Genomic DNA, 25306 nt, shown 5'->3' on the forward strand with positions numbered 1-25306 from the left:
GCCCACCGCGCGAACTAGACTCGGTCTGATGCTGACTGGACAGAGGGGATGATTCCGTGAGTGAGCGGACCGGACGGCCTGGCAGTCTTCTGGAATCGGTCAAGGGGCCACGGGACCTGAAGCTGCTGGGAGCCGAGGAGCTGCCCCGGCTCGCCGCCGAGATCCGCGATCTGCTGGTCAGCTCCACGGCCCGCATCGGAGGCCACCTGGGGCCCAACCTCGGCGTGGTCGAGCTCACGATCGCCCTGCACCGGGTCTTCGACTCGCCGCGCGACCGCATCCTCTGGGACACCGGCCACCAGGCGTACGTCCACAAGATGCTCACCGGCCGCGCCGGGCGGTTCGAGACGCTCCGCCAGGAGGGCGGCCTGTCGGGCTACCCGAGCCAGGCGGAGTCCGAGCACGACATCATCGAGAACTCCCACGCCTCGACCGCGCTGTCGTACGCCGACGGCCTGGCCAAGGCCTACAAGCTGCGCCGTGAGGCCGACCGCACGGTCGTGGCGGTGATCGGCGACGGGGCGCTCACCGGGGGCATGGCCTGGGAGGCGCTCAACAACATCGCCGCGCACAAGGACCTGCCGCTGATCATCGTGGTCAATGACAACGGCCGCTCCTACTCGCCGACCATCGGCGGCCTCGCCTCGCACCTGGCCTCGCTGCGCGCCACCCAGCGCTACGAGGACGTGCTGGAGTTCGTCAAGGACAACCTGACGAAGGTCCCGGTGGTGGGGCCCCCGGTCTACGACGCGCTGCACGGCGTGAAGAAGGGCATCAAGGATGTCCTGGCCCCGCAGGTCATGTTCGAGGACCTCGGCCTGAAATACATCGGGCTGGTCGACGGTCACGACGAGCAGGCCGTGGAGACCGCGCTGCGCAAGGCCCGCGGCTTCCGCCGCCCGGTCATCGTCCACGTGCTCACCAAGAAGGGCTTCGGCTACTCCTTCGCCGAGAACCACGACGAGGACTGCTTCCACTCGCCGGGCGTCTTCGACCCGCTGACCGGTGAGGAGAAGCCCAAGCCGCACGGCTGGACCAACGTCTTCAGCCAGGAGATCGTACGGCTGGGCGCCGAGCGGCAGGACATCGTGGCGATCACCGCCGCGATGCTCGGCCCGACCGGCCTGATCCCGTTCTCCGAGGCCTACCCCGACCGCCTCTACGACGTCGGCATCGCCGAGCAGCACGCCCTGACCAGCGCCGCCGGCCTGGCGCTCGGCGGGCTCCACCCGGTGGTGGCGGTCTACGCGACCTTCCTCAACCGGGCCTTCGACCAGCTCCTCATGGACGTCGCCCTGCACCGGCTGCCGGTCACGGTCGTGCTCGACCGGGCGGGCGTCACCGGCGACGACGGCGCCAGCCACAACGGCATGTGGGACCTGTCGATCCTCCAGGTCGTCCCGGGCCTGTCCGTCGCGGTCCCGCGTGACGAGCCGCGCCTGCGCGAGCTGCTGGCCGAGGCGGTGGCCGTCGACGACGGCCCCACCGTCGTCCGCTACCCCAAGGGGCCGGTGGCCACCGAGATCGAGGCGGTCGGGCAGCTCGGCGGGATGGACGTGCTGCGCGCCGGCGACGCCGACGTGCTGATCGTCTCCGTCGGCCCGATGGCCGAGCTGTGCCTGGAGGCCGCCGCCCTGCTCGACGCGCAGGGGATCTCGGCCACCGTGGTGGACCCGCGCTGGGTCAAGCCGCTGGACGAGGCGCTGGTGCTGGCCGCCGGCGCGCACAAGCTGGTCGTGGTGGTCGAGGACAACGGCCGGGTGGGCGGCGTCGGCGACGCGGTCGCCCGCATGCTGCGCGACGCCGACGTGGACGTCCCGGTCCGCACCTACGGCATCCCGCAGCGCTTCCTCGACCACGCCAAGCGGGCGAAGATCCTCAACGAGATCGGCCTGAACTCGCAGGACATCGCCCGCGAGATCACCGAGGCGGTGGCGAAGCGGTCCGCGGTGCTGGAGAACCATCCGGCTCGCTGACCTCGCTGACCTCGCTGACCTCGACGGCCCTGGCCGCCCGGACCCGCCGGCCGATCACCATGAGGCCGGCGGCCAGGATGGCGAGGCATCCGGCGATCGGCACCGTCAGGTGCTCGTTGTGCCGGACGAAGTCGCCCGCGAGGGAGCCGAGCACCAGATAGGTGCTCACCCAGACCGTGCCGCCGGCCAGCGCCCAGCGGATGAACCGGCGGTAGGGCATGCCGAGGGTCCCGGCGAGGATGGGGGTCAGCGAGTTGACCACGGGCAGGAAGTAGGCGGCGGCGAGGGCGGGGCCGCCGCCCTCGCCGGTGGCCATCCGCTCGGCCCGGGCCCAGCGGTGCTCGCCGATCCAGCGCCCGGCCCTGCTGTGGCGCACCCGCGAGCCGTACCGGCGGCCGATCAGCCAGCCGCCGGTGGCACCCAGATAGCATCCGGCCACCCCGGCGACCGCCGCCACCACGACTTCGGCGGGACCCGTCAGCGCCGTCCCCGCCACGACGATCGCCGCGTCCCCGGGGAGCACGGCCCCGATCAGCAGGGAACCGTCCAGCGCCAGCACCACCAGCAGCACCGCGCCGACCAGATATGGGTCTAACTGTCCCAGCATGTCCAAGAGCATGACCTGATGTTGCCGCGCCGGAGGGGCCCAGGGCATCGGGACTTTCCCCGAAAGAACCCCTAGTCCACCGTTCAGCCGTTGATCAGATGGGCATGACTTGATCTGTGGATGACAACGACTCCAGATGGTCAAGGGGGATCCCATGGAGGTTTTCCGCGTCAAGTCGATAGAACAGTCGATCCGCGACACCGAAGAGCCCGAGCATCGGCTGCGCAAGGACCTCTCCGCCATCGACCTGACCGTCTTCGGCATCGGCGTCATCGTGGGCACCGGCATCTTCGTCCTCACCGGCCGGGTGGCCAGGGACCTGGCCGGTCCCGCGGTCGCCCTGTCGTTCGTGGCCGCCGGGATCGTCTGCGCGCTGGCCGCGCTCTGCTACGCGGAGTTCGCCTCCACCGTGCCGGTGGCGGGCTCGGCCTACACCTTCTCCTTCGCCACGCTCGGTGAGTTCCCCGCCTGGATCATCGGCTGGGACCTGACACTGGAGATGGCGCTGGGCGCCGCGGTCGTGGCGGTCGGCTGGTCGGGCTACCTGACCTCGCTGCTGTCGTCCCTGGGGATAACGCTGCCCAGTGCGATCGCCGGGGAGGGGGCGACCTTCAACCTGCCGGCGGCGCTGGTCGTGCTGGCGCTCACCGCGATCCTGGTCGCCGGGATCAAGCTCTCCTCACGGTTCAACCTGATCGTCGTCACGATCAAGATCGCGGTGGTGCTGCTCGTCATCGTGGCGGGGCTGTTCTTCATCAACGGGGCCAACTACAGCCCGTTCATCCCGCCGGCCAAGCCCACCCCCGCCGTGGGGGGCCTGGCGGCGCCGCTGATCCAGGTGCTGTTCGGGATCACCCCCGTCGCCTTCGGCGTGCTGGGCATCTTCAGCGCCGCGGCGATCGTGTTCTTCGCCTACATCGGCTTCGACGTGGTGGCCACCGCGGCGGAGGAGACCCGCAACCCCCAGCGCGACCTGCCGATCGGCATCATCGCCTCGCTCGTCATCTGCACCGTGCTGTACGTCGCCGTCTCCCTGGTCGTCGTCGGCATGCAGCCCTACTCGCAGCTCAGCGAGGCCGCGCCGCTGGCGGACGCGTTCAAGGCGGTCGGCCAGACCTGGGCGGCGACGCTCATCAGCATCGGCGCCCTGGCTGGCCTGACCACCGTCGTGATGATCCTCATGCTGGGCCAGTCGCGGGTGCTGTTCGCGATGTCCCGTGACAACCTGCTGCCGCGCGGGCTGTCCAAGGTGCACCCGAGGTTCGGCACGCCGTACCGGATCACCATCCTGATGGGCGTCATCGTGGCGGTCCTGGCGGGGCTGGTGCCGCTGTCGACGATCGCCGAACTGGTCAACATCGGCACGCTCTTCGCGTTCGTGATCGTCTCGATCGCGGTGGTCATCCTGCGGCGCACCCGCCCCGACCTCCCGCGCTCCTTCCGCACCCCGCTGGTCCCGCTGGTGCCGATCCTGTCGGTGCTGGCCTGCCTCTACCTCATGCTCAACCTGCCGGTGGAGACCTGGCTCAGGTTCGTCATCTGGATGATCATCGGCGTCGTCGTCTACGTCACCTACGGCTACCGCCACAGCCGGGTGGCGCGGCAGCCGCTGACGGGCCGGTAGCCGCCGCGGCCGGGTCCGCCCGCGGACGGCACGGAGTGCGGCCCGGCCGGGCGGCGGCCCCGGCGCGGGCCGGCGCCCGGAGCTCCCTCCCGGCCGGTGAGCGGGTCACCGGCCGGGAGGGATCCGGCCCGTCGGGGTGGGCGGCCCGGCCCGGGCAGGCCGCTCCAGGAGCGGCTAGGCGGGGACGGAGGCCACGCCCGGCGGCAGGAAACGCGGCTCGGCGATCCCGGCCCGGTCCAGATAGGGGGTGATGCCGCCCAGGTGGAACGGCCAGCCCGCGCCGAGGATCATGCACAGGTCGATGTCCTGGGCGGCCGCGACCACGCCCTCGTCGAGCATGATGCGGATCTCCTCGGCGAGCGCCCGCAGCGCGCGCAGCCGTACCTCCTCGGCGCTCGACGGGGAGGTCCCGCCGGAGAAGAGGGCCACCGCCTCGGCGTCCAGCGAGAAGTCCGGCGCGTAGACGCCGGGCTTGCCCGCCGCGACCAGCCTGGCGAGGTTGTCCGACACCCCGTAGCGGGAGGGGAAGGCCGCGTGCATGGTCTCGGCGACGTGCAGCGCGACGGCCGGGCCGACGAGCTGCAGCAGCGCGAACGGGGTCATCGGCAGGCCGAGCCCGTCCAGCGCGTGGTCGGCGACCTCCAGCGGGGTGCCCTCGTCGACCGCGCCGATGACCTCGCCCATGAAGCGGGTCAGCAGCCGGTTGACCACGAACGCGGGCGCGTCCTTGACCAGCACCGACGACTTCTTCAGCGACCTGCCGACGGCGAAGGCCGTGGCCAGCGTCGCGTCGTCGGTCTCGGCGCCCCGGATGATCTCCAGCAGCGGCATCACGGCCACCGGGTTGAAGAAGTGGAAGCCCACGACCCGCTCGGGGTGCCGCAGCGCGGCGGCCATCTCGGTCAGCGACAGCGAGGAGGTGTTGGTGGCCAGCACGCACTCGGCCGAGACGACCTCCTCCACCTCGGCGAACACCTTCTGCTTGACCTTCAGGTCCTCGAAGACGGCTTCGATGACGAAGTCGGCGTCGGCGAAGGCGTCCTTGGTCAGCGAGCCGGTCACCAGGGCCTTGAGCCGGTTGGCCTGGTCGCCGGAGATCCGGCCCTTGCCCAGCAGCTTGTCGATCTCGGCGTGGACGTAGCCGACGCCCTTGTCCAGCCGGGCCTGGTCCAGGTCGGTCAGCACGACCGGGACCTCCAGGCGGCGGGCGAACAGCAGCGCCATCTGCGAGGCCATCAGGCCCGCGCCGACGACGCCCACCTTGGTGACCTTGCGGGCCAGGGCCTTGTCGGGGGCTCCGGCGGGCTTCTTGGCCCGGCGCTGCACCAGGTCGAAGGAGTAGAGGCCGGCGCGGAGCTCGTCGCCCATGAGGAGGTCGGCCAGCGCCCGGTCCTCGGCGGCGAAGCCCTCCTCACGCGAGGCGGTGCGGGCCAGCTCGATCAGCTCCAGCGCCCGGTAGGGGGCGGGGGAGGCGCCGTGCAGCTTCATGTCGACCAGGAAGCGGGCGTCGGCGACGGTCTTGGACCAGTCGTCGGCGGTGTGGTCGGCGCGGGAGACGGTCACCTCGCCGCGCAGCACCCGGGCCGCCCAGCGCAGGGACTCCTCCAGGAAGTCGGCGGGCTCGAACATCGCGTCGGCGACACCGGCCGCGAAGGCGTCCCGGCCCTTGATCATGCGGTTCTGCGAGAGCGGGTTCTCGATGATCAGTTTGATGGCCGCGGCCGGGCCGATCAGACGGGGCAGCAGCTGGGTGCCGCCCCAGCCGGGCACCAGGCCGAGGAAGCACTCGGGCAGGGCCACCGCGGGCACGCCGGAGGAGATCGTCCGGTAGGTGCAGTGGAGGGCGACCTCCAGGCCGCCGCCCATCGCCGCGCCGTTGACGAACGCGAACGACGGCACCTCCAGCTCGCCGAGGCGGCGGAACACCTCGTGGCCCAGCCTGCCGATCGCGAGCGCCTGCTCCCGCTCGGCGACCGTGGCGGCGCCCTTGAGGTCGGCGCCCACCGCGAAGATGAACGGCTTGCCGACGACGCCCACGGCCGCCAGGTCCCCGCGGCCGACGATCGAGTCGAGGGCCTCGTTCAGGGAGGTGAGCCCCCCGGGACCGAACGTGGACGGCTTGGTGTGGTCGAAGCCGTTGTCCAGCGTGATCAGCGCCATGGTGCCCGCGCCGTAGGGCAGTTCCACGTCGCGGACGATCGCCTTGGTGACGACCTCGTCGGCGAACAGTTCCTTGATGTCCGTCACTTGTTACCTTCCCAGCCCAGGTTCTCCCAGATGACCGTCCCGCCCATGCCCATGCCGACGCACATCGTGGTCACGCCGTACCGGACGTCGGGGCGCTCGCCGAACTCGCGCGCCAGCTGCGTCATCAGCCGCACGCCCGAGGAGGCCAGCGGGTGACCGAAGGCGATCGCGCCGCCGTAGGGGTTGACGCGGGCGTCGTCGTCGGCGATGCCGAAGTGCTCCAGGAACGCCAGCACCTGCACGGCGAAGGCCTCGTTGATCTCGAACAGGCCGATGTCGGAGATGGAGAGCCCGGCCAGGCGGAGCGCCCGCTCGGTGGACGGGATCGGGCCGACCCCCATGACCTCGGGGTCCACGCCGGCGAAGGCGTAGGAGACCAGGCGCATCTTGGGCGCCAGGCCGAGCTCCTCGGCGACGTCGGAGGCGGCCACGATGCAGCCGGTCGCGCCGTCGTTGATGCCGGAGGCGTTGCCAGCGGTGACCCGGCCGTGCGGGCGGAAGGGGGTCTTCAGCGCGGCGAGCCCCTCCAGGGTGGTGCCGGGGCGGGGGGCCTCGTCGGCGGTGGCCAGGCCCCAGCCCTGCTCCGCCGACCGGGTGGCCATCGGGACCAGGTCGGGCTGGATCCTGCCGTCGGCGTAGGCCTTGGCGACCTTCTCCTGCGAGGCGAGGGCGAAGGCGTCCGCGCGCTGCTTGGTGATGGTGGGGTAGCGGTCGTGCAGGTTCTCCGCGGTCATGCCCATGACCAGGGCGGAGCCGTCCACGAGCTGCTCGGCCAGGAACCGGGGGTTGGGGTCGACGCCCTCGCCCATCGGGTGGCGGCCCATGTGCTCGACGCCGCCGGCGATGGCGACGTCGTAGGCGCCGAAGGCGATGCCTCCGGCGACCGAGGTCACGGCGGTCATGGCGCCGGCGCACATGCGGTCGATGGAGTAGCCGGGCACGCTCTTGGGCAGTCCGGCCAGCACCGCGGCGGAGCGGCCGATGGTCAGGCCCTGGTCGCCGATCTGCGTGGTGGCCGCGATGGCCACCTCGTCGACGCGCTCCGGCGGCAGGTTCGGATTACGCCGGATCAGCTCGCGGATGACGCGGATCACCAGATCGTCGGCGCGCGTCTCGGCATACAGCCCCTTGGGGCCCGACCTGCCGAACGGCGTGCGCACACCGTCGACGAATACGACGTCACGAGAGGAAGGCACGGGGTTCGCTCCTCGTTGCTGGGTAGCTTCCCCCCTATGCTACTGGTCAGTAACAATACTCCGCGCGGCCAGGGTGTCCGGCGGGTCCGGGATGCGGGAGGGGGGCGACTCTGGCAGACTGGGAAAACGCTTTCCCTGGAGGTTGCCGATGATCACGCTCGAAGATGTCGCCCGGCAGGCAGGCGTCTCGCTCGCCACGGCGTCGAGGGTGCTGAACGGGAGCACCCGTCAGGTGGGGGCGTCCCTGCGGGCCAGGGTGGAACTGGCCGCCGCCCAGCTCGGCTACCGGACCAACGTGGCCGCCCAGACGCTGGCCCGGGGGGCCAGCAACGTGATCGGGCTGGTGGTCCACGATCTTACCGACCCCTACTTCGCCGCGCTCGCGGACGGGGCCATGCGGGTGGCCGAGAGCCAGGAGCTCGTGGTCATGGTCGGCACCACGCACCGTGACCCCGAACGGGAGATCGCCTACGTCTCGACCCTGAACGCGCAGCGGGTCTGCGCGGTGCTGCTCGCCGGCTCCCGGGTCGCCGACCCCCAGGTGACCCGCCGGCTCCGGGAGGAGCTCGACCACTACCGGGAGACCGGCGGCCGGGTGGCCTGCGTCGGCCAGGACCTGCTCGGCGCCGACACGGTGGTGCCGGGCAACCACGAGGGCGCCGCCGCGCTGGCCCGGTCCCTGGCCGGGCTGGGCCACCGGCGCTTCGCCGTGCTCGCGGGCCCCGCCGGGCTGATCACGGCCCGTGACCGGGTGGCGGGATTCGCCGGGGCGCTCGCCGGGCTCGGCCTGCCCGCGCCGCAGATCGTGCACGGCTCCTTCGACCGGGACGGCGGCTACGCGGCGGCGGCCGAGGTCTCCGGCGCCACGTGCGTGTTCGCCGTCAACGACGTGATGGCCGTGGGCGCGCTGGCCTCCTTCCGGGATCGGGGCGTGCGGGTGCCGGACGACATCTCCGTGGCGGGCTTCGACGACATCGCCACCCTGCGCGACCTGGTCCCGGCGCTGTCCACGGTACGGCTGCCGCTGGCCGACATGGGCGCCCGCGCGCTGGAGTTGGCCCTCGACGCGGCTCCGGAGGTCCGGGTCGAGCCCGTGGCCGGAGAGGTGGTCCTGCGGGAGAGCACCCGCGGGCCGGCCTGAGGCCGCCCGCGGCACGTGGGAGCCCTTCCGGTCCCGGTGAGGGGCCGCCCCGCGCGGTCCGGGTCGCCGCCCCGGACCGCCCGGACGGCCCGTCGGTCCTGACCCGGCGGAGGTTGCCCCGCGCGGTCCGGGTCGCCGCTCCGGCCCACCCGGACGGCCCGTCGGTCCCGCTCCGGCCCGCTCGGACGGCCCGTCGGCCCGGGCCCGGTGACCGGCCCGTGACGGGGACCCGGACCGGACATCCGCGGAGGTCCGGTCCGGTGGCGCCGTGGGGGACGGTCAGCGGCTGCCGGAGGCCGGCCTTCCCTGCTCGTTCACGGGCGGGACGGTGAGCTGCCCCCGCAGCCAGCGGATCGTGCGGACGACCCCGTCGCCGTAGCCGGGAGGGTGCTGGCGGCCCCGGCCGAGCTGCCGGGAGACGTCCTCGGCCGCGCTCTCCTCCATCCCGAGGTTGAGCCCGGTCGGTCCGTGAATGGGCCGCGGCGTGTTCCGGACGGGTGACTTCCGGCGGGTGCCGAGCACCCATTCGCACACGGCGGCCGTCCCGGAGCACCACGCCCTGTCCGGCTCGCCGGAGGTGCCCGCCTGGCCCGCCCGGGCCAGCTCGGCGATCCGGCCGATCTCCGTTTCGGTGCGCACGATCACCCCGCGGCCGCCGACCAGATGTCCCCATCCCTCGGAGGAGCGGCGGCCGGGCATCGGCACCGTGTCCCTGACCCCGATCAGCCAGTGCAGGATGCTGATGACCCCGTCGGCCGGGACCACCCGGCCCTCGCGCGGGACCCGTTCGGCGGCGTCGATCTCCGCGCGCGCCTCGGCGAGGGTCGGCGGGGCTCCCGACGTCGGGCGGCCGCTGACGGGCGCCTGCTCACGCTTGCCCAGAGCCCACAGGATCGCCTGTCCCTGTCCGGACGGGGACGACCCCGGATTGGCGGCCTCCCACTCCTGGATCGCTTCGAATACAGCCATTACATGTTCCGCTGGCCGCTGTACGGCGGGGCTGGCTTCGCTGTCTGCGATCGTCATGTCCTCACCGTACGTTTATCTGCCTCATGACTCCAACGTGGAGCGGTCGTCCGGAGCGGGCGGACATGTCCGCCCGGGTCTCAGCCACCGATCAGCTCGCCGTACCTGGCCATGATCCGCGACAGCACCTCGTCGGGGTCGGCGGCCCACACGTCGGCGTTGAAGATCTCCACCTCGATGTCCCCGGTGTAGCCCGCCTCGGTCACCGCCCTGGTCAGGGGCGCGAAGTCGATCACGCCGTCGCCCATCACGCCCCGGCCGAGCAGGACGTCGGCCGGCAGGGGCGACAGGAAGTCGCACACCTGGTAGCCGGCGATCCGCTCCCCGGCCCTGGCGATCTGCTGGAAGACCTGCGGGTCCCACCAGACGTGGAAGGTGTCGACGATGACGCCGACCTGCTCGGCCGGGTACGGCTCGGCCAGGTCCAGGGCCTGGCCGAGGGTGGACAGCACGGCCCGGTCGGCGCAGTACATCGGGTGCAGCGGCTCCAGGGCCAGCCTGACGCCGCGCTCGCCGGCGTAGGGGGCCAGGACGGCCAGCGCCTCGGCGACCCGTTCCCGGGCGCCCGCCAGGTCACGGGAGATCGTGCCCAGGGGCTCGCCGGGGACCACCCCCGGCAGGCCGCCGACCACCATGACCAGGCACGCGGCCCGCAGCGCGGCGGCCTCGTCGATCGCCCTGCGGTTGTCGTCGAGAGCGTCCCCCGAGGTCAGGAAGCCGCCCCGGCACAGGGACGACACCCGGAGCCCGGCGTCCGCGACGAGCTTGACGGTCTCCTCCAGCCCCTGCTCGGCGACGTTCTGCCGCCACAGACCGATCGCCTCGACGCCGTGCCGCACGCACCCGTCGACGGCCTCGGCCACCGACCACCGCCGGGTGGTCCACTGGTTCAGCGCGAAACGGCTCATGTCCCGTCCGCTCTCCGCTCCCGCGCTCACAGTCCGTGCACCGCCAGCAGGGACCTCATCCGGGAGACCGCCAGCTCGGGGTCGGCCAGCAGCCCGGCCCGGTCGGCCAGGCGGAACACCTCGGCCAGGTGGGGGAGCGAGCGGGCCGCCTGGGCGCCGTTGACCATGGCGAAGGCGTCCTGATGACCGTTGAGCCAGGCCAGGAAGACGATGCCGGTCTTGTAGTTGTAGGTCGGCGTCTCGAAGATCTTCCGGGAGAGGGCGACCGTCGGGTCCATGATCTCGTCGTAGCGCGCGAGGTCGCCCGCGTCGAGCGCCTGCAGGGCCGCCGCCGCGGCCGGGGCGATCGCGTCGAAGACGCCCAGCAGCGCGTGGCTGCCCGACTTGATCAGCGAGGGGTAGTTGAAGTCGTCGCCGGTGTACAGCCTGACGCCCTCGGGCAGCGCCGCGCGCAGCCCGATCTCGTGGTCGGCGTCCAGCAGCGAGACCTTGACGCCCTCCACCCTCGGCGCGTGCTCGGCGATCAGCGCCAGGAACGACGCGGTGGCCTCGGCCACGTCCGCCGAGCCCCAGTAGCCCGCGAGCTGGGGGTCGAACATCTCGCCGAGCCAGTGCAGGATCACCGGGCGGTCCACCTGGGAGAGCAGCCTGCCGTAGACCGCGTGGTAGTCCTCGGGCCCCCGCGCGATCCGGGCGAGCTGGCGGCTGGCCATGACGATGACGCCGGCGTCCGCCTCCCGCACGGTCTCGATCTGCTCGGTGTAGGCGGCCACGACCTCCTCCAGCGTCGCCGCCCCCGGCGCGTGGTCGGTGCCCGCGCCGCAGGCCACCAGCGTGGCGGCCGGGCCGAAGGAGGCCGCCTCGGCGGCGCTGCGCCGGATCAGCTCGCGGGTGGCCGCCCAGTCCAGGCCCATGTTGCGCTGGGCGGTGTCCATGGCGTCGGCGACCCGCAGGCCGTGTGACCACAGGTGGCGGCGGAAGCGCAGCGTGGCGTCCCAGTCGACGGCGGCGGGGGAGCCGGGGGTGTTGTCGCCGAGCGGATCGGCGACGACGTGGGCGGCGGCGTAGACGACGCGGCTCCTGGCCGGACCGGCGGGCACCGCCCAGGTCACCGGCTCGCGCAGGGTGTGCTCCCCGCCGGGCAGCGCGATCCTCATCACGGCTCCACCGGCAGGCGGCGGCCCTCGGCGGAGGAGCGCAGGCCCAGTTCGGCGAGGCGGACGCCCCGTGCGCCGGAGGCGAAGTCGTGGGGGAAGGGCGCGTCCTCGATCACGTGGCGGACGAACATCTCCCACTGGATCTTGAATCCGTTGTCGAACTCGGCGTTGTCGGGCACCTCCTGCCAGTCGTCGCGGAAGCGCGCGGTGACGGGCAGGTCGGGGTTCCAGACCGGCTTGGGGGTGGTGGCGCGGTGCTGGACGCGGCAGTTGCGCAGGCCCGCGACCGCGCTGCCGTGCGTGCCGTCCACCTGGAACTCCACCAGCTCGTCCCGGTTCACCCTGACGTTCCAGGAGGAGTTGATCTGGGCCACGATGCCGTTGTCGAGCTCGAAGACGCCGTAGGCGGCGTCGTCGGCGGTGGCCGGGTAGGTCCTGCCCTGCTCGTCCACACGCTCGGGGATGTGGGTGACGGCCTGGGCGTAGACCGACCGCACCTGGCCGAAGAGGTTCTCCAGCACGTAGGCCCAGTGCGGGAACATGTCGAGGACGATGCCGCCGCCGTCCTCGGCGCGGTAGTTCCACGACGGGCGCTGCGCGGCCTGCCAGTCTCCCTCGAAGACCCAGTAGCCGAACTCGCCGCGCACCGACAGGATCCGGCCGAAGAAGCCGCCGTCGATCAGGCGCTTGAGCTTGAGCAGGCCCGGCAGGAAGAGCTTGTCCTGCACGACGCCGTTCTTCACGCCCCTGGCGGTCGCGGCGTCGGCCAGCGCCAGCGCGTCCTCGAAGGTCTCGGCGGTCGGCTTCTCGGCGTAGACGTGCTTGCCCGCCTCTATCGCCTTCAGCACCGACTTCACCCGGGCCTGGGTGACCTGGGCGTCGAAGTAGACGAGGTTGCCGTCGTCGGCCAGCGCGGCGTCCAGGTCGGTGGTCCAGTCGGCGATGCCGTGGTCGCCGGCCAGCTTCTCCAGCTTCTCGGCGCTCCGGCCGACCAGCACCGGCTTGAGCGTCACCCGGCTGCCGTCGGACAGCGCCACGCCGCCCTGCTCGTTGATCGCCAGGACCGATCGGACCAGGTGCTGGCGGTAGCCCATACGGCCGGTGACGCCGTTCATCACGACGCCGATGCTTCGCGGGGACATCTTCTTGAGCCTCCTATGGAAAGCGCTTTCCAAGCTACCGTACGGCAGCCGCCATCTCCTCGGCAAGCGCTTACCAGGGAGATGACGGCAGGAGCGGGCCGGCCCGGGGCGGGGGCGGCTCCTGGGACCGCCGGGTCAGATCTCGCCCTTGGTCTCCAGCCGGATCAGCGCCTTGGCCATCGGGTGGGCGGTCAGGCCGATCTGCCATTCCCGGGCGCCCAGCTCGCGCAGCCGGGCCACGACGCTCTCCTCGTCGACGACCGCGGGCGGCTCCCAGGTCAGCCGGCGCACCGCGTCGGGCTGGAGCAGGTTCTCCGTGGGCATGTGGTGCTCGTCGGCGAGCGCGGCCACCACGGCCCGGGCGGCGGCCAGCCGCCGGGCGGCGACCGGGTCGCGGTCCATCCACCGGTTGGCGGGCGGCGGCCCGTCACCCGGGGTGCTGGGCTGCGGGAGCTCCGACTCCGGCAGCGTCCGTCCCCGGCCGATCGCGGCCAGCCAGTCGCGCAGGTGCCGGCGGGCGCTGCGGCCGGTGAAGGGGGGGATCTCGGTGAGCGCCTTGGTGGTGCGGGGCAGCTCCAGGGCGGCGGTGACGATCGCCGCGTCGGGCAGGACCCGGCCCGGCGCGAGGTCCGACTCGCGGGCGAACTCGTCGCGGAGCGTCCACAGCTCCCGGACCACGGCCAGGCCGCGCAGCGAGCGGACCTTGTGGATCCCGGAGGTGCGCCGCCACGGATCCGAGCGCGGCGCGGGGGACCTGTGCGCCAGCACCGAGGCGAACTCCTCCTGCGCCCAGGCCAGCTTCCCGCTGGACTCCAGCTCCTCGTGGAGGACGTCGCGCAGCTCGACCAGGACCTCGACGTCGAGCGCCGCGTAGCGCAGCCAGTCTTCCGGCAGCGGGCGGGTGGACCAGTCGGCGGCGGAGTAGCCCTTCTCCAGCTTCAGCCCCAGGACGTTCTCCACCATCATGCCGAGCCCGACCCGCTCGTAGCCCAGCAGCCGCCCGGCCAGCTCGGTGTCGAACAGCTCCCGGGGATGAAAGCCCAGCTCCGCCAGGCATGGCAGGTCCTGTGAGGCCGCGTGGAGCACCACTTCCGCGCCGGCCAGCGCCGCGTCGAGCTCCGACAGGTCCGGGCAGTGGACCGGGTCGATCAGGGCGCTGCCCGCACCCGCACGGCGTAGCTGCACCAGATAGGCGCGGCCGCTGTAGCGGTAGCCGGAGGCCCGCTCGGCGTCCACGGCGACCGGGCCGGTGCCCTCGGCGAAGGCGCGCACGGCGCGTGCGAGGCCGGCGGGATCCTCGATGACGGGTGGGATCCCCTCACGCGGCTCCAGCAGCGGAACGATGGTTGTCTCGTCGGTCACGTTCGGAAGGGCTCCGGATCTTCGCGACGGCGTGGCGGCAGGGTCGCCACGTCGGGTGGCAGGGGGGGTATACCCGCCGCGAGGCACATCAGATCGCACCAGGCGGCGACATGGCCGGAGAGATCCTCCTCCAGCGGAGACCAGGAGGCGCGCAGCTCCAGCTCCGTGGTCACCGGGTCGTCGGCCTTGTTGCCGAAGCCCTCGGAGACCGCCCGGGTGACGGTCCCCCCGGCGGCGGCGTAGCCGGCGCCGTGCGCGTCGAGTGACTCGGTGAGCCAGCTCCACGCGACGGGACCGAGCAGCGGATCTTCGGTGATCTCCAGCTCCATGTCCGCCCGGACGTAGGCGACCAGGCGGAACGGCCCGTCCCAGCCGCGCTGGCCGTCCGGGTCGAAGAGCATGATGAGGCGGCCGACCGCCAGCTCGTCGTCGTCGCGATAGACCGACGCGCCGATGGCGGCCGAATAGGGGGCCAGGCGCTGCGGCGCCGGGATGTCCTCCAGCTCGATCTCCGGTCTGACCTCGGCCGGGCGCAGGGTGGCCGCCGCACGCCGGAAGGCGGCGGGAGCGGGCGGTGCGTCACCGAGGGTCATATCGGAAGCGTAGGTCGGAACTGAGCGCATTGGGACCACTGGGGTGTGTGTAGGAGCCATTGGAGCCAATCAAGCCACTGCCATCGACCGGCGGAGAGCGGGCGCGCCCTCGCCGTCGGGGACCCCCAGGAACAGGGCATGGCCGCACTCGACGCAGGCCCACTCGGGGCACCGGCCCGGTCCGTGGCCGTCGGAACAGGGGGGCTGCTCGAAAACCCGCTCGGCGGCACAGGAAGCACAGTGCTCACCGCGGCGTTCGGTTGAACTCCACATCGTGGACATCGCACGGGCCTTTCGTCGGGTCGTGGTCCGACGTTGGCACGTCGCGCCGACAATTCCGCGCAACGTGCTCGGCGTGTCCCGAAAGTGGTGCCGGAATCGATGCCGCGCGGTGACTTGACAGACATTTGGACCAGCCATGGGCCGTGCCAAGTTCATCAATGGGAGAAACTGTACCCGGAAACATGATCGCTCCGTGCCTTCCGCCGCCGCCGGATGCCTGCCGACATCGCTTTCTAGCGGACGAAGCACTCGAAACCGGCAGAACCCGATCGTCATCATGACTTGAAACTGTCTGGGCGTTGTTCGCCGTGATCTCATTGAATAACCGGTGATTTCGTACCGAGAACCTCGGTCAATGGCCTTGGTGAGCGGACCGCGCCCCCGGCATGGCACCCTGGGAGGGTGACTCCCGAGCTTGCCGACTCCCCGTTCGTCCGCGCCTGCCGCCGCCTGCCCGTCTCCCGCACGCCCGTGTGGTTCATGCGCCAGGCCGGCCGCTCGCTGCCCGAATACCGGGCCGTGCGGGGCGGGGTGCCGATGCTCACCGCGTGCGCCACCCCCGACCTGATCGTGGAGATCACGCTGCAGCCGGTCCGCCGCTACGGCGTGGACGCGGCCATCTTCTTCAGCGACATCGTGGTGCCGCTCAAGGCGATCGGGATCGACCTGGACATCAAGCCCGGCGTCGGGCCGGTGGTGGCCGAGCCGATCAGGGACGCCGACGCGATCAGGACGCTGCGCCCGATCGAGCCCGACGACGTCTCCTACGTCACCGAGGCCGTCCGGACGCTGACCGGCGAGCTGGGCCCGACCCCGCTCATCGGCTTCGCGGGCGCGCCGTTCACCCTGGCCTCCTACCTCATCGAGGGCGGCCCCTCCAAGAGCCACGACCGCACCAAGGCGATGATGTACGGCCGGCCGCAGCTGTGGCACGCCCTGATGGAGCGGCTGACCGGGATCACCCTCGACTTCCTGCGCATCCAGATCGCCGCCGGGGCCTCGGCGGTCCAGCTCTTCGACTCCTGGGTCGGCGCCGTCGCCCCCGAGGACTACCGCGAGTTCGTCCTGCCCTACACCAGCCGCATCTTCGCCGGGCTGACCGACCTGGACGTCCCGCGCATCCACTTCGGCGTCGGCACCGGCGAGCTGCTCGCCCTGCTCGGCGAGGCCGGGGCCGACGTGGTCGGCGTCGACTGGCGGGTCCCGCTCGACGAGGCCGCCCGGCGGGTCGGCCCGGGCAGGGCGCTGCAGGGCAACCTCGACCCGGCGACGCTGTTCGCCCCCTGGGAGGTCGTCGAGCGCCGCGCGGGCGACATCCTCGTCCGCGGCGCCAAGGCCGAGGGCCACATCTTCAACCTCGGCCACGGCGTGCCCCCCGGCGCCGACCCCGACCAGCTCGCCCGCCTCACGGACTTCGTGCACGAGGCCTCCACCCGCTGACCTCCCGCCACGGGGCTACGGACGCCCGGGCGGAGCCGGCTCCTCCGGCTGCCCGGGCCCCTCGGGGGCCCGCGCGGCTGCCTCGCCGTCCGGGGCCCGTCCGGGCCCGTCGCCGGCGAGGATCGGTCCGAGGCCGCTCCCGGGGAAGGCCCCCTGCGCCCCGCCCGGGCCGCCCCGGCGGGACGGTGCCGTCCGGACGGCGCGCTCGCGGCTACGGCGGAGCAGGAAGGCCAGCAGCAGCCAGAGCGGCACGATCAGGATCAGCCAGGGCAGCAGCACGCCCAGGACCGTCAGCCCGACCTTGAGGGCCGTGACGAAGCTCTTCCAGCCGGTCTGCAGCCCCCCGAGGAAACCGGACGGCTCATCCTCCTTCTCGGGCACCACGGTCGCCGGGCCCACCAGGTTCAGCGTCAGCGTCGCCATGCTCGTCTGTGAGGCGAGCGTCTTCTGCCTGGCCTGCAGCGCCTCCAGGTCGGACTCGCGGCCGGAGATCTCCCGCTCCACGTCCAGCACCTCGCCGATCGTGTCGGCCTTCTTCAGCAGCGCGCGCAGCGAGTCGAGCGCCGACCGCGCCGACCTCAGCCGGCTCTCCACGTCGGCCACCTGCTCGGTGACGTCCTCGGTGTTCTGCTGGAGCGACTCGCGTGTGCCGAGATCCTTGCCCAGGCGCTCCAGCACGCCGGGATAGCCCCCGGGCGGGACCTTGAAGACCAACTGCGCGGAGCCCTCGCCGCCGGTGTAGGCGTCCGACTTCTCCATGGACAGGTAGCCGCCGGCGGTGGTGACGATCTGCCGGGCCCTGTCGGCCGCCGCGGTGATGTCCTTGGCCCGGACCGTCATCTCCGCGGTGTAGATGATCGCCCGATCCTGCGGGACCAGCTTCACCTGCCCGTTCTGCCCGGGTTTCTGCTCCGCCTGGCGGGGCTCGGCGGCGCGCGCGCTCCCGCCCGCGCCGGACTCCGCCTCCTTGGCCGCGGTGTTCATGTCGGCGGCGGGGGCCGGAGCGCTGAGGGTGGAATCGCTGGTCGCCTGTCCGCCCGCGCAGGCGGACAGCGACAGCGCCACCCCCGCCAACGCGACCGCCGGGCCCATGCCGTACCGGAGTCTGCTCATGCCTTCCTTGACGGCCGCCGCGCCGGTGGGGTTTGGCGGAGGGAATCACGATGGAGTCACGTTCTCCATACCCGCCGATCACGGGGTGGCGGGAGCAGGGGCGGCTGCCGGGGACGGTACGGTCAGGAGTCATGGAAGGCAACCGGTGCCATGTGGTGGTCGTCGGCGGCGGGATCGCGGGGCTGGCCGCCGCGTGGTACCTGCGGCAGGGCGGCGAAGACGTCCGGGTGACCGTGCTCGACGGCGCCCGGCGGATCGGCGGCAAGCTCCTCGCCACCGAGGTCGCGGGGATCCCGGCGGACGCCGGGGCGGAGGCCATGCTCGCGCGGCGGCCCGAGGGCAGAGAGCTGGCCCGGATGGTCGGCCTCGGCGACGAGTTACGGCATCCCGGCACCACCCAGGCGGCCGTCCTGACCCGGGGCGCGCTGCGGCCCATGCCCAAGGGGCACGTCATGGGGGTCCCCTCCGACCTGACGTCGCTGGCCAGATCCGGCATCCTCAGCCCCGGCGGCCTCGCCCGGGTGCCCCTGGACCAGATCCTCCCGGCCACGCTCGTCGACACCGACGTGTCGGTGGCCGCCTACATCCGCGCCCGGATGGGCGGGGAGGTGGTCGAGCGCCTGATCGAGCCGCTGCTCGGCGGCGTCTACGCGGGCCAGGCCGACAGGCTCTCGCTGGAGGCGACGATGCCCAGGATCGCCATCGCCGCCCGTTCGGAGCGGTCGCTGCTCGCGGCCGCCCGGGAGATCACCGCCGAGGCGCCCAAGGACGCCGGGCCCGTCTTCACCACCCTGCGGCAGGGGATGGGCACGCTGCCCGAGGCGGTGGCCGCGGCCTCCGGCGCGGAGATCAGGACCGGCGTCATGGTGCGGGAGATGCACCGGACCGAGCGCGGCTGGCGGCTGGTGGCCGGGCCGGTGCCCGAGCCCGAGGTCATCGAGGCCGACGCGGTGATCGTCGCGGTCCCGGGGCCGTCGGCGAGCCGTCTGCTCGCCGCCGAGGTGCCCCAGGCCGCCGCCGAGCTGGCCCGGATCGACTACGCCAGCATGGCCATCGTCACCCTCGCCTACCCCCGGGAGGCGTTCCCGGAGCCGCCGGCCGGCAGCGGCTATCTGGTCCCGCCCGTCGACGGGCGCCCGATCAAGGCGGCCACGTTCAGCTCGGTCAAGTGGCCGCACCTGACCGAGGCCGACCCCAACCTGATCCTGCTGCGCTGCTCGATCGGCCGTCTCGGCGAGGAGGCGGTGCTCCAGCGCGACGACGCCGAGCTGGTCGCCCTGGCGATGGCCGAGATGGTCGAGGTCATGGGTGTGCGCGGGCTGCCGCGCGACTCCAGGGTGACCCGCTGGGGCGGCTCCCTGCCGCAGTACGACGTGGGCCACCTCGACCGGGTCGCCCGCATCCGCGCCGCCGTCGCCTCCCAGCCGGGGCTGGCGCTGTGCGGCGCCGCCTACGACGGCATCGGCATCCCGGCCTGCGTCTCCACCGCCCGGACAGCGGCGGCCCGGATTCTGGGCCACCTGGACCCCACGGAAGAATGGCAGAAGAGAGCCGATTCGCTGACGAGCTGACACGCCGGCGGAGCTGACGAAAGGGTGAGGACGACGGACGGGAACCCGCGGCCCAAGGCACGCGACCTGAACCAGGTGATCCGCTACACGATGTGGTCGGTCTTCAAGCTGACCGAACGCTGTCCGGGCAACCGCGAGGGCATGGCCGAGGAGGTCGAGGACCTGCTGGCCCAGATGGCGGAGAAGGACGTGGTCACCCGCGGCCTCTACGACGTGACCGGGTTCCGCGCCGACGCCGACTTCATGTTCTGGTGGCACGCGCCGACCGCCGAGGACCTGCAGGAGACCTACGCCCGCTTCCGCCGCACCGACCTCGGGCTGCTGACCGAGCCGGTCTGGTCGGCGATGGCGCTGCACCGCCCGGCCGAGTTCAACAAGTCGCACATCCCGGCCTTCCTGGCCGAGGAGGAGGCGCGCCGCTACGTCAGCGTCTACCCGTTCGTCCGTTCCCTGGAGTGGTACCTCCTGGACGACGCCGACCGCCGCCGGATGCTCGCCGAGCACGGCAAGATGGCCCGCGACTACCCGGACGTCCGGGCCAACACCGTCGCGTGCTTCTCCCTGAACGACTACGAGTGGATGCTCGCCTTCGAGGCCGACGACCTGCACCGCATCGTCGACCTGATGCGCACCCTGCGCGCCGCCGAGGCCCGGCGGCACACCCGGGAGGAGACCCCCTTCTTCACGGGGATCCGCAAGCCGGTCGGCGAGCTGATCACCGCGCTGCCGTAGCCGGACCGCGGCCCGTCACCACGGCCCGTCACCGCGCGGAGGGCGTCCCCGGGGGCGGCGGGAGCGCCGTCGCCCCCCGGGCGCGGACGTGGTCTCTCAGGAGCGTCGTCCGGCCGGATCCGGCGAAACCTCGGATATTCTCCCGCCATTTGTCATACTCAGGAAAAATCACCTGTCTATGTGAGGCCAAGGGTGAAAAGGGGCGAAGATCTGGCACGGTCCACACGGTGCGAGGGTGCGGGCCGACGGCGGCGGGCCCGGTCTCGGGTCGCCGAGGTCTCGGTGGGAGTGGCCGCGCTGGCGGTCGCGGGGCTGGCGCTGGGCGGGTCCCTGCTGCGGGCCCCGCACCAGCAGCCGCCATCCCACGGACAGGCGGCCCCGGTCGCTCCTGGGGCGCCGCAGGGGGCCGCGGCGGGCGGCGGGCCGGTGGCGGCGGCCGAGTCCGGCGGGGGGAAGCGGGCGGCCGACGAGTCGGAGGCGGCCGGGCTGTCCAAGCACACCGACAAGAAGGCGCTGGCCTACTTCGAGGGCCACAAGGCGGCCAAACGGGTCAAGGACATCCGCATAGTCGGCGGCTATCTGCGGATATATACGGATCTTCCGGAGTCGGCGGGCAACTCCAAACAGGCGCTCAAACTGTGTGAGACGGGTGTGAGCTATCTCGTCGGGGAGCTCGGGGTGTCCAGCCCGGTGGTCTTCGTCCAGGCGAAGTTCGGGGAGAACGGTAATCCGGTGCTCGCCAACATCCTCGGGCCCGACGACTCCGACTGCCGCGTCACCCATCCCAGGCCCGGCGGATAGCGGAGCGTCCCGGCCGGTCAGGTCACCCGGACCCGGGTCTTGCCGCAGATCTTGCAGCGCTGGGTGACCACCCGGCCGATGATCTCGATGATCACCCACTTGTGCCGGATGTGCACGGCGACTCCTCGAGGAAGATCACGTTACGGATGCGCCCGCGCACTCCGCGTGACTTCGCTCTACCCTGCCGCGGCCCGTCCTTACCTCCCGTGAAGGGGAGTGTGACCTCATCCGGCCGCCGGGCGCGGCCCGGACCCGCCTGAGGCCCGGATCCGCCCGCCGCCCGGGCGGCTCTCCCGTCCGGGCGGCGGTCCGGCGCTCAGCCGGTGGGCTCCAGCCGGAGGGACACGGAGTTGATGCAGTAGCGGTCGTCGGTGGGCGTCCCGTAGCCCTCGCCGTGGAAGACGTGGCCGAGGTGGGAGTCGCAGGCCGCGCAGCGGACCTCGACGCGGACCATGCCCAGCGAGCGGTCCTCGATCAGGGTCACCGCCTCCGACTCGGACGGCTCGTAGAAGCTCGGCCAGCCGCAGTGGCTGTCGAACTTGGTGTCCGACCGGAACAGCTCGGCGCCGCAGGCCCGGCAGCTGTAGACGCCTTCGGTCTTGGTGTCGACGTATTCTCCGGTGAAGGGGCGCTCGGTGCCCGCCTGGCGGAGAACGTGAAACTCCTCGGGAGAGAGCTGGACGCGCCACTCGGCGTCGCTCTTGACCACCTTGTCCATCTCGCCAGCCTATGCGGTCGCGGGCGCCCCCGGGGGGTGGGCGGAGCCGGGCGCCGCGGACGGCGCACTGCCCGAAATATCCGAAAAAATCTTTTAGGGCGAAGCATCCATTTATGTCTGATTTGGCGTCTTTATTGTTGTGGGGGGTTTTCGCCTTCCCTGATTGAGGGTGAGATCACCCGTCGGGCCGTCCACCGATCAACTTGGGCGGTCGAGGCCGCCGGCCGGGTGGCGCGCCAGCGCCCGGGACCGGAGAGCGAGACGGGTGGTCGCGGGGTCCGTCCCGTCGAGAGCCCGGTCCCGCCGCCGTGGCGGCTCCGGGACGGACCCGCCCTTTGTGGAGTACCTTCGATCCATGGCGTCGCCGTACATCGAACTCGCGGTCGGAGACCGGGTCGTCAAGGTCACCAACCCCGACAAGGTCTATTTCCCGGAGATCGGCGCGACGAAGCGCGAGCTGGTCGAATATTACGTCAGCGTGGGCGAGGGGGCGCTGCGCGCCCTCCGTGACCGCCCCACCTTCCTCAAACGGCACCCCGGCGGGGTCGAGTCCGAGGGGATCTACCAGAAGCGCGTGCCCCCCAAGCTCCCCGAATGGTTCGAGACGGTCACGATCCGCTTCCCCAGCGGGCGCACCGCCGAGACGCTCCGGATCACCGAGGTCGCCCACATCGCCTACTGCGCGAACCTGGGGACCATCGACTTCCACCCCTGGCCGGTCCGCGCCGCCGACGTGGAGCACCCCGACGAGCTGCGCGTCGACATCGACCCGCAGCCCGGCACGGGCTTCGAGGAGGCGCGCAAGGTGGCCTTCGCGGCCGACGAGATCCTGCGCGAGCTCGGCATGACCGGCTTCCCCAAGACCTCCGGCAACCGGGGCATCCACATCAACGTGCGGATCGAGCCGCGCTGGGACTTCATCCAGGTGCGCCACGCCGCGATCGCCTTCGCCCGCGAGGTGGAGCGCCGCGTGCCCGCCCTGGCCACCACCGCGTGGTGGAAGGAGGAGCGGGGGGAGCGGGTCTTCATCGACTACAACCAGAACGCCCGCGACCGGACCGTGGCCGCCGCCTACTCGGTGCGGGCCAGGCCGCACGCCCCGGTCTCGGCCCCGCTCACCTGGGAGGAGCTGGTCGACGCCGACCCGCGCGACTTCGACATCCGGACGGTCCCGGGCCGCTTCGCCAAACTGGGCGACGTGCACGCCGCGATCGACGACCGGGCCTTCCCGATCGACGCCCTGCTCGAATGGTTCGAGCGCGACGGCCGGGAGGACATGCCCTACCCGCCCAACTACCCGAAGATGCCCGGCGAGCCGAAGCGGGTGCAGCCGAGCAAGGCCCGCGACGACTCCCGCTAGGCGGACCGGCCCCGCCGTGCGGGATCCGGCCCCGCCGTACGGGACCGTGCGGGATCAGGGGTCGCGGGGGAGGCCCAGGGCGCGTTCGGCGATGATGTTGAGCTGGATCTCGGTCGTGCCGCCGCCGATGGTGAAGGCCCTCGTGGTGAGGATCATCCGGTTCCAGTACGGCGAGGCGGGGGCGACGGACCAGCAGAACTCCGAGACGGCCTGGGAGTGGCGCATGCCGAGGAGCTTGCGGACGCTCGCGGCGGTCCCGGAGTCGCCGCCGGACAGCTGGGACAGGGTGACGCGCAGACCGAGGGCGGACAGGGCCTGACCGGAGGCCCACAGGCGCCCGGCCTCCTCCAGGGCGGCCGGGCGCAGGGCGTCGGGGCCGCCCAGCTCGCCGATCAGCTCGACCATGTCGGTGTGCCGGGAGCCGGGGCCCCAGGAGTCGCCGAGGGCGACGCGCTCATGGGAGAGGGTGTCGCGGGCGATCCGCCAGCCCTGGCCGGTCCGGCCGACCACCAGATCGTCGGGGACGAAGACGTCGTCGAGGAAGACCTCGTTGAAGGTCTCCTCGCCGTTGATCTCCTTCAGCGGGCGGACGGTCACCCCGGGAGAGGACATGTCGACCAGGAAGTAGGTGATGCCCTCGTGCTTGGGGGCGTCGGGATCGGTCCTGGCCAGGCAGATGGCCCACTGGGCCCACTGGGCCAGCGAGTTCCAGATCTTCTGGCCGCTCAGGGACCAGCCGCCCGCCACCCGGACGGCCTTGGTGGACAGCGCGGCGAGGTCGGAGCCGGCGCCGGGCTCGCTGAAGAGCTGGCACCACATGATCTCGCCGGTCAGGGTCCTGGGCAGGAAACGCTCCTGCTGCCCGGGGGTGCCGTAGCGGACGATCGAGGGGACGGCCCAGGCGGCGATGCCGAGGTTGGGCCTTCTGAGCTCCCGGAACTCCTGGTGGATGACGACCTGCTCCAGCGGTGCGGCGGCGCGGCCCCAGGGCCTGGGCAGGTGGGGCATGATCCAGCCCTCGCCGGCCAGGCGGGCCAGCCGCTCGGCCGGCTCCGCCCGGGCCAGCGACGCCACCGTGGTCCTGATCTCCGCGCGGAGGGCCTCGGCCTCCTCGGGCAGGTCGGGCTCCATCGACCGGCGGACCCCGCCGGCGGCCAACCGGGCCACGCGCTCGGCCCACTCGCCGGGGTCGCCGCTCAGCGCCCGCAGCGACAGCGCCCGGCGGTAGTAGAGGTGGGCGTCGTGCTCGTAGGTGTAACCGATGCCGCCCAGGACCTGGATCGCGTCGGCGGTGCACCGTACGGCGGCGTCCGCGGCGAGCACCCCGGCCGTGCCGGCCGCCAGCGACGCCTCCTGTCCGGGGGCGTCCCCGTCGAGTGCCCGGGCGGCGTCCCACACGGCGGCACGGGCGTGTTCGAGCGTGACGAGCATCGCGGCGCACCTGTGCTTGACGCCCTGGAACTGGCCGATCGGGCGGCCGAACTGCTCGCGGACCCTGGCGTGGCCGGCGGCGGCGGCCACCGCCCAGGCGGCCACCCCGCAGGCCTCCGCGCCGAGCAGGACGGCCGCCAGGTCCGCCACGAGGCCGGAGGTCACCCCGGCCAGCACTCGGCCGTCCGGTACGGCGTGCGCCTCCACGGCCGCCAGCCGGCGTGACAGGTCGATGCCGTCGACCCCCTCGGTGCCGCAGTCGGCCCGGTCGAGGGCGGCCCAGCGGCCGTCGGGGAGCGGCAGGACGTACAGGTCGGCGTCGGGGGAGCCGAGCGCGGTCACGGCCCCGCCCGCCGCGGCAGCCGCCCGCGCCCCGCCGGGCAGTGCCACGGCGGCGGTCAGGGTGCCGTCGGCCAGGGCGGCGAGCAGGCCGTGCGCCGGCGGGGGCGCGGGACGGGTGGGCGCGGTGTCCCCGGCAGGGGAGAGGGTCACGGGAGGCGGGGCGTCCCCGGCGGGGGAGGGGTCCGGAGGGAGGGCGGGTGCCGGCATGGCGCGGGCGATGATCGCCGAGGCCAGGACCGTGGGCAGATGGGAGCCGGGAGCGCAGTGCTCGCCGAGCGCCTCCAGGGCGACGGCCAGCTCCGGCAGACCTCCTCCCTGCCCGCCGTGCTCCTCGGGCAGGTGGAGGCCGAGCAGTCCCTGGGCGGCCAGGGCGGCGCGGAAGGGCTCGTGGTCCATGCCCCGCGCCGTGATGTTCCGCCCGGCGAAGCCGTGGACGGAGGCCGCCAGCGCCCGGTGTTCTTCGGTGAGTCCGATGCCCATGCGCCGACTCTAGAACGATATTCGGTCCATCGTAAGGGGAGCCGCCGCCCCGTCCGC

At 72.6% G+C, this 25306-nt stretch carries 20 protein-coding genes; 8 read left to right on the forward strand and 12 right to left on the reverse strand.

What is annotated here, in order from left to right; genetic code table 11:
• The first annotated feature begins 56 nt into the window (after window positions 1-56).
• Entirely contained in the window at window positions 57-1976 is a 1920-nt protein-coding gene (dxs, locus tag ACZ6R6_RS12020; protein ID WP_306867674.1) for a 1-deoxy-D-xylulose-5-phosphate synthase, read from the forward strand.
• Here the strand turns inward: dxs and ACZ6R6_RS12025 are convergent.
• Window positions 1921-2583, reverse strand: a complete 663-nt coding sequence (locus tag ACZ6R6_RS12025) for a DedA family protein (protein ID WP_470092563.1) — start codon at window positions 2581-2583, stop codon at window positions 1921-1923. The two genes, dxs and ACZ6R6_RS12025, sit on opposite strands and share 56 nt — an antisense overlap.
• Window positions 2584-2737: 154 nt before the next feature.
• Between ACZ6R6_RS12025 and ACZ6R6_RS12030 the strand changes: the two genes are divergently transcribed.
• Window positions 2738-4207, forward strand: a complete 1470-nt coding sequence (locus ACZ6R6_RS12030; protein WP_470092565.1) for an amino acid permease — start codon at window positions 2738-2740, stop codon at window positions 4205-4207.
• A gap of 174 nt (window positions 4208-4381) precedes the next feature.
• On the opposite strand, the gene ACZ6R6_RS12035 is transcribed toward ACZ6R6_RS12030, so the two are convergent.
• Together ACZ6R6_RS12035 and ACZ6R6_RS12040 are read right to left on the reverse strand one after the other, a co-directional pair.
• The gene (locus ACZ6R6_RS12035; RefSeq protein WP_470092567.1) at window positions 4382-6454 is read right to left on the reverse strand and encodes a 3-hydroxyacyl-CoA dehydrogenase NAD-binding domain-containing protein; all 2073 of its coding nucleotides are present in this window, start codon (window positions 6452-6454) and stop codon (window positions 4382-4384) included.
• Entirely contained in the window at window positions 6451-7650 is a 1200-nt protein-coding gene (locus ACZ6R6_RS12040; RefSeq protein WP_470092569.1) for a thiolase family protein, read from the reverse strand. The genes ACZ6R6_RS12035 and ACZ6R6_RS12040 overlap by 4 nt, the downstream gene beginning before the upstream one ends.
• A gap of 148 nt (window positions 7651-7798) precedes the next feature.
• Here ACZ6R6_RS12040 and ACZ6R6_RS12045 point away from each other — a divergent pair, with 148 nt between their 5' ends.
• Window positions 7799-8791 (forward strand): LacI family DNA-binding transcriptional regulator, encoded by a 993-nt coding sequence (locus tag ACZ6R6_RS12045; protein WP_470092571.1) that lies wholly within the window; start codon window positions 7799-7801, stop codon window positions 8789-8791.
• Between the two features lie 279 nt (window positions 8792-9070).
• On the opposite strand, the gene ACZ6R6_RS12050 is transcribed toward ACZ6R6_RS12045, so the two are convergent.
• The 6 genes from ACZ6R6_RS12050 to ACZ6R6_RS12075 form a co-directional block, all read right to left on the reverse strand.
• On the reverse strand, window positions 9071-9760 hold the full coding sequence (locus ACZ6R6_RS12050) for a hypothetical protein (protein ID WP_470092573.1): 690 nt from the start codon (window positions 9758-9760) through the stop codon (window positions 9071-9073).
• A gap of 137 nt (window positions 9761-9897) precedes the next feature.
• Window positions 9898-10725, reverse strand: a complete 828-nt coding sequence (locus tag ACZ6R6_RS12055; RefSeq protein ID WP_306867685.1) for a sugar phosphate isomerase/epimerase family protein — start codon at window positions 10723-10725, stop codon at window positions 9898-9900.
• Window positions 10726-10751: 26 nt separating this feature from the next.
• On the reverse strand, window positions 10752-11882 hold the full coding sequence (locus tag ACZ6R6_RS12060; protein ID WP_470092575.1) for a dihydrodipicolinate synthase family protein: 1131 nt from the start codon (window positions 11880-11882) through the stop codon (window positions 10752-10754).
• Window positions 11882-13024 (reverse strand): Gfo/Idh/MocA family protein, encoded by a 1143-nt coding sequence (locus ACZ6R6_RS12065; protein ID WP_470092577.1) that lies wholly within the window; start codon window positions 13022-13024, stop codon window positions 11882-11884. The genes ACZ6R6_RS12060 and ACZ6R6_RS12065 overlap by 1 nt, the downstream gene beginning before the upstream one ends.
• Window positions 13025-13159: 135 nt before the next feature.
• Window positions 13160-14386 carry an HRDC domain-containing protein gene (locus ACZ6R6_RS12070; protein ID WP_470092579.1) on the reverse strand — a complete coding sequence of 409 codons (1227 nt, stop codon included), beginning with the start codon at window positions 14384-14386 and terminating at the stop codon, window positions 13160-13162.
• Window positions 14383-14979, reverse strand: a complete 597-nt coding sequence (locus ACZ6R6_RS12075; protein WP_470092581.1) for a DUF3000 domain-containing protein — start codon at window positions 14977-14979, stop codon at window positions 14383-14385. The genes ACZ6R6_RS12070 and ACZ6R6_RS12075 overlap by 4 nt, the downstream gene beginning before the upstream one ends.
• Before the next feature lie 684 nt (window positions 14980-15663).
• On the opposite strand from ACZ6R6_RS12075, the gene hemE reads away from it, so the two are divergent.
• Window positions 15664-16701 (forward strand): uroporphyrinogen decarboxylase, encoded by a 1038-nt coding sequence (hemE, locus tag ACZ6R6_RS12080; protein WP_470092583.1) that lies wholly within the window; start codon window positions 15664-15666, stop codon window positions 16699-16701.
• Window positions 16702-16716: 15 nt separating this feature from the next.
• Here the strand turns inward: hemE and ACZ6R6_RS12085 are convergent, their stop codons facing one another.
• Complete coding sequence (locus tag ACZ6R6_RS12085) at window positions 16717-17814, reverse strand: DUF4349 domain-containing protein (protein ID WP_470092585.1); 1098 nt, start codon at window positions 17812-17814, stop codon at window positions 16717-16719.
• A 131-nt stretch (window positions 17815-17945) separates the two neighbouring features.
• On the opposite strand from ACZ6R6_RS12085, the gene hemG reads away from it, so the two are divergent.
• The 3 genes from hemG (at window position 17946) to ACZ6R6_RS12100 (ending at window position 20918) form a co-directional block, all read left to right on the forward strand.
• Window positions 17946-19385, forward strand: a complete 1440-nt coding sequence (hemG, locus tag ACZ6R6_RS12090) for a protoporphyrinogen oxidase (RefSeq protein ID WP_470092586.1) — start codon at window positions 17946-17948, stop codon at window positions 19383-19385.
• A 90-nt stretch (window positions 19386-19475) separates the two neighbouring features.
• Window positions 19476-20117 carry a hydrogen peroxide-dependent heme synthase gene (gene hemQ / locus ACZ6R6_RS12095; RefSeq protein ID WP_306875617.1) on the forward strand — a complete coding sequence of 214 codons (642 nt, stop codon included), beginning with the start codon at window positions 19476-19478 and terminating at the stop codon, window positions 20115-20117.
• Between the two features lie 288 nt (window positions 20118-20405).
• Window positions 20406-20918: a hypothetical protein gene (locus tag ACZ6R6_RS12100; protein ID WP_470092588.1), complete on the forward strand. Its 513-nt coding sequence runs from the start codon at window positions 20406-20408 to the stop codon at window positions 20916-20918.
• A gap of 316 nt (window positions 20919-21234) precedes the next feature.
• Here ACZ6R6_RS12100 and msrB read toward each other — a convergent pair whose 3' ends face one another.
• Window positions 21235-21636, reverse strand: a complete 402-nt coding sequence (gene msrB, locus ACZ6R6_RS12105; protein WP_470092590.1) for a peptide-methionine (R)-S-oxide reductase MsrB — start codon at window positions 21634-21636, stop codon at window positions 21235-21237.
• Between the two features lie 355 nt (window positions 21637-21991).
• On the opposite strand from msrB, the gene ligD reads away from it, so the two are divergent.
• The gene (ligD, locus tag ACZ6R6_RS12110; protein ID WP_470092592.1) at window positions 21992-22996 is read left to right on the forward strand and encodes a non-homologous end-joining DNA ligase; all 1005 of its coding nucleotides are present in this window, start codon (window positions 21992-21994) and stop codon (window positions 22994-22996) included.
• 54 nt (window positions 22997-23050) lie between these two features.
• On the opposite strand, the gene ACZ6R6_RS12115 is transcribed toward ligD, so the two are convergent.
• Window positions 23051-25249, reverse strand: coding sequence for an acyl-CoA dehydrogenase (locus ACZ6R6_RS12115; RefSeq protein WP_470092594.1), 2199 nt, complete (start codon window positions 25247-25249; stop codon window positions 23051-23053).
• Between the last annotated feature and the right edge of the window lie 57 nt (window positions 25250-25306).

The organism is Streptosporangium sp. NPDC048886, assembly GCF_055586905.1.

What these genes read in the sequence shown, in the direction of transcription:
- ACZ6R6_RS12025 (WP_470092563.1), bottom strand. Translation starts at nt 2,583, where the DNA reads ATGCTGGGACAGTTAGACCCATATCTGGTCGGCGCGGTGCTGCTGGTG.
- ACZ6R6_RS12030 (WP_470092565.1), top strand. Translation starts at nt 2,738, where the DNA reads ATGGAGGTTTTCCGCGTCAAGTCGATAGAACAGTCGATCCGCGACACC.
- ACZ6R6_RS12045 (WP_470092571.1), top strand. Translation starts at nt 7,799, where the DNA reads ATGATCACGCTCGAAGATGTCGCCCGGCAGGCAGGCGTCTCGCTCGCC.
- ACZ6R6_RS12050 (WP_470092573.1), bottom strand. Translation starts at nt 9,760, where the DNA reads ATGGCTGTATTCGAAGCGATCCAGGAGTGGGAGGCCGCCAATCCGGGG.
- ACZ6R6_RS12055 (WP_306867685.1), bottom strand. Translation starts at nt 10,725, where the DNA reads ATGAGCCGTTTCGCGCTGAACCAGTGGACCACCCGGCGGTGGTCGGTG.
- ACZ6R6_RS12060 (WP_470092575.1), bottom strand. Translation starts at nt 11,882, where the DNA reads ATGAGGATCGCGCTGCCCGGCGGGGAGCACACCCTGCGCGAGCCGGTG.
- ACZ6R6_RS12065 (WP_470092577.1), bottom strand. Translation starts at nt 13,024, where the DNA reads ATGTCCCCGCGAAGCATCGGCGTCGTGATGAACGGCGTCACCGGCCGT.
- ACZ6R6_RS12075 (WP_470092581.1), bottom strand. Translation starts at nt 14,979, where the DNA reads ATGACCCTCGGTGACGCACCGCCCGCTCCCGCCGCCTTCCGGCGTGCG.
- ACZ6R6_RS12085 (WP_470092585.1), bottom strand. Translation starts at nt 17,814, where the DNA reads ATGAGCAGACTCCGGTACGGCATGGGCCCGGCGGTCGCGTTGGCGGGG.
- hemG (WP_470092586.1), top strand. Translation starts at nt 17,946, where the DNA reads ATGGAAGGCAACCGGTGCCATGTGGTGGTCGTCGGCGGCGGGATCGCG.
- hemQ (WP_306875617.1), top strand. Translation starts at nt 19,476, where the DNA reads ATGTGGTCGGTCTTCAAGCTGACCGAACGCTGTCCGGGCAACCGCGAG.
- msrB (WP_470092590.1), bottom strand. Translation starts at nt 21,636, where the DNA reads ATGGACAAGGTGGTCAAGAGCGACGCCGAGTGGCGCGTCCAGCTCTCT.
- ligD (WP_470092592.1), top strand. Translation starts at nt 21,992, where the DNA reads ATGGCGTCGCCGTACATCGAACTCGCGGTCGGAGACCGGGTCGTCAAG.
- ACZ6R6_RS12115 (WP_470092594.1), bottom strand. Translation starts at nt 25,249, where the DNA reads ATGGGCATCGGACTCACCGAAGAACACCGGGCGCTGGCGGCCTCCGTC.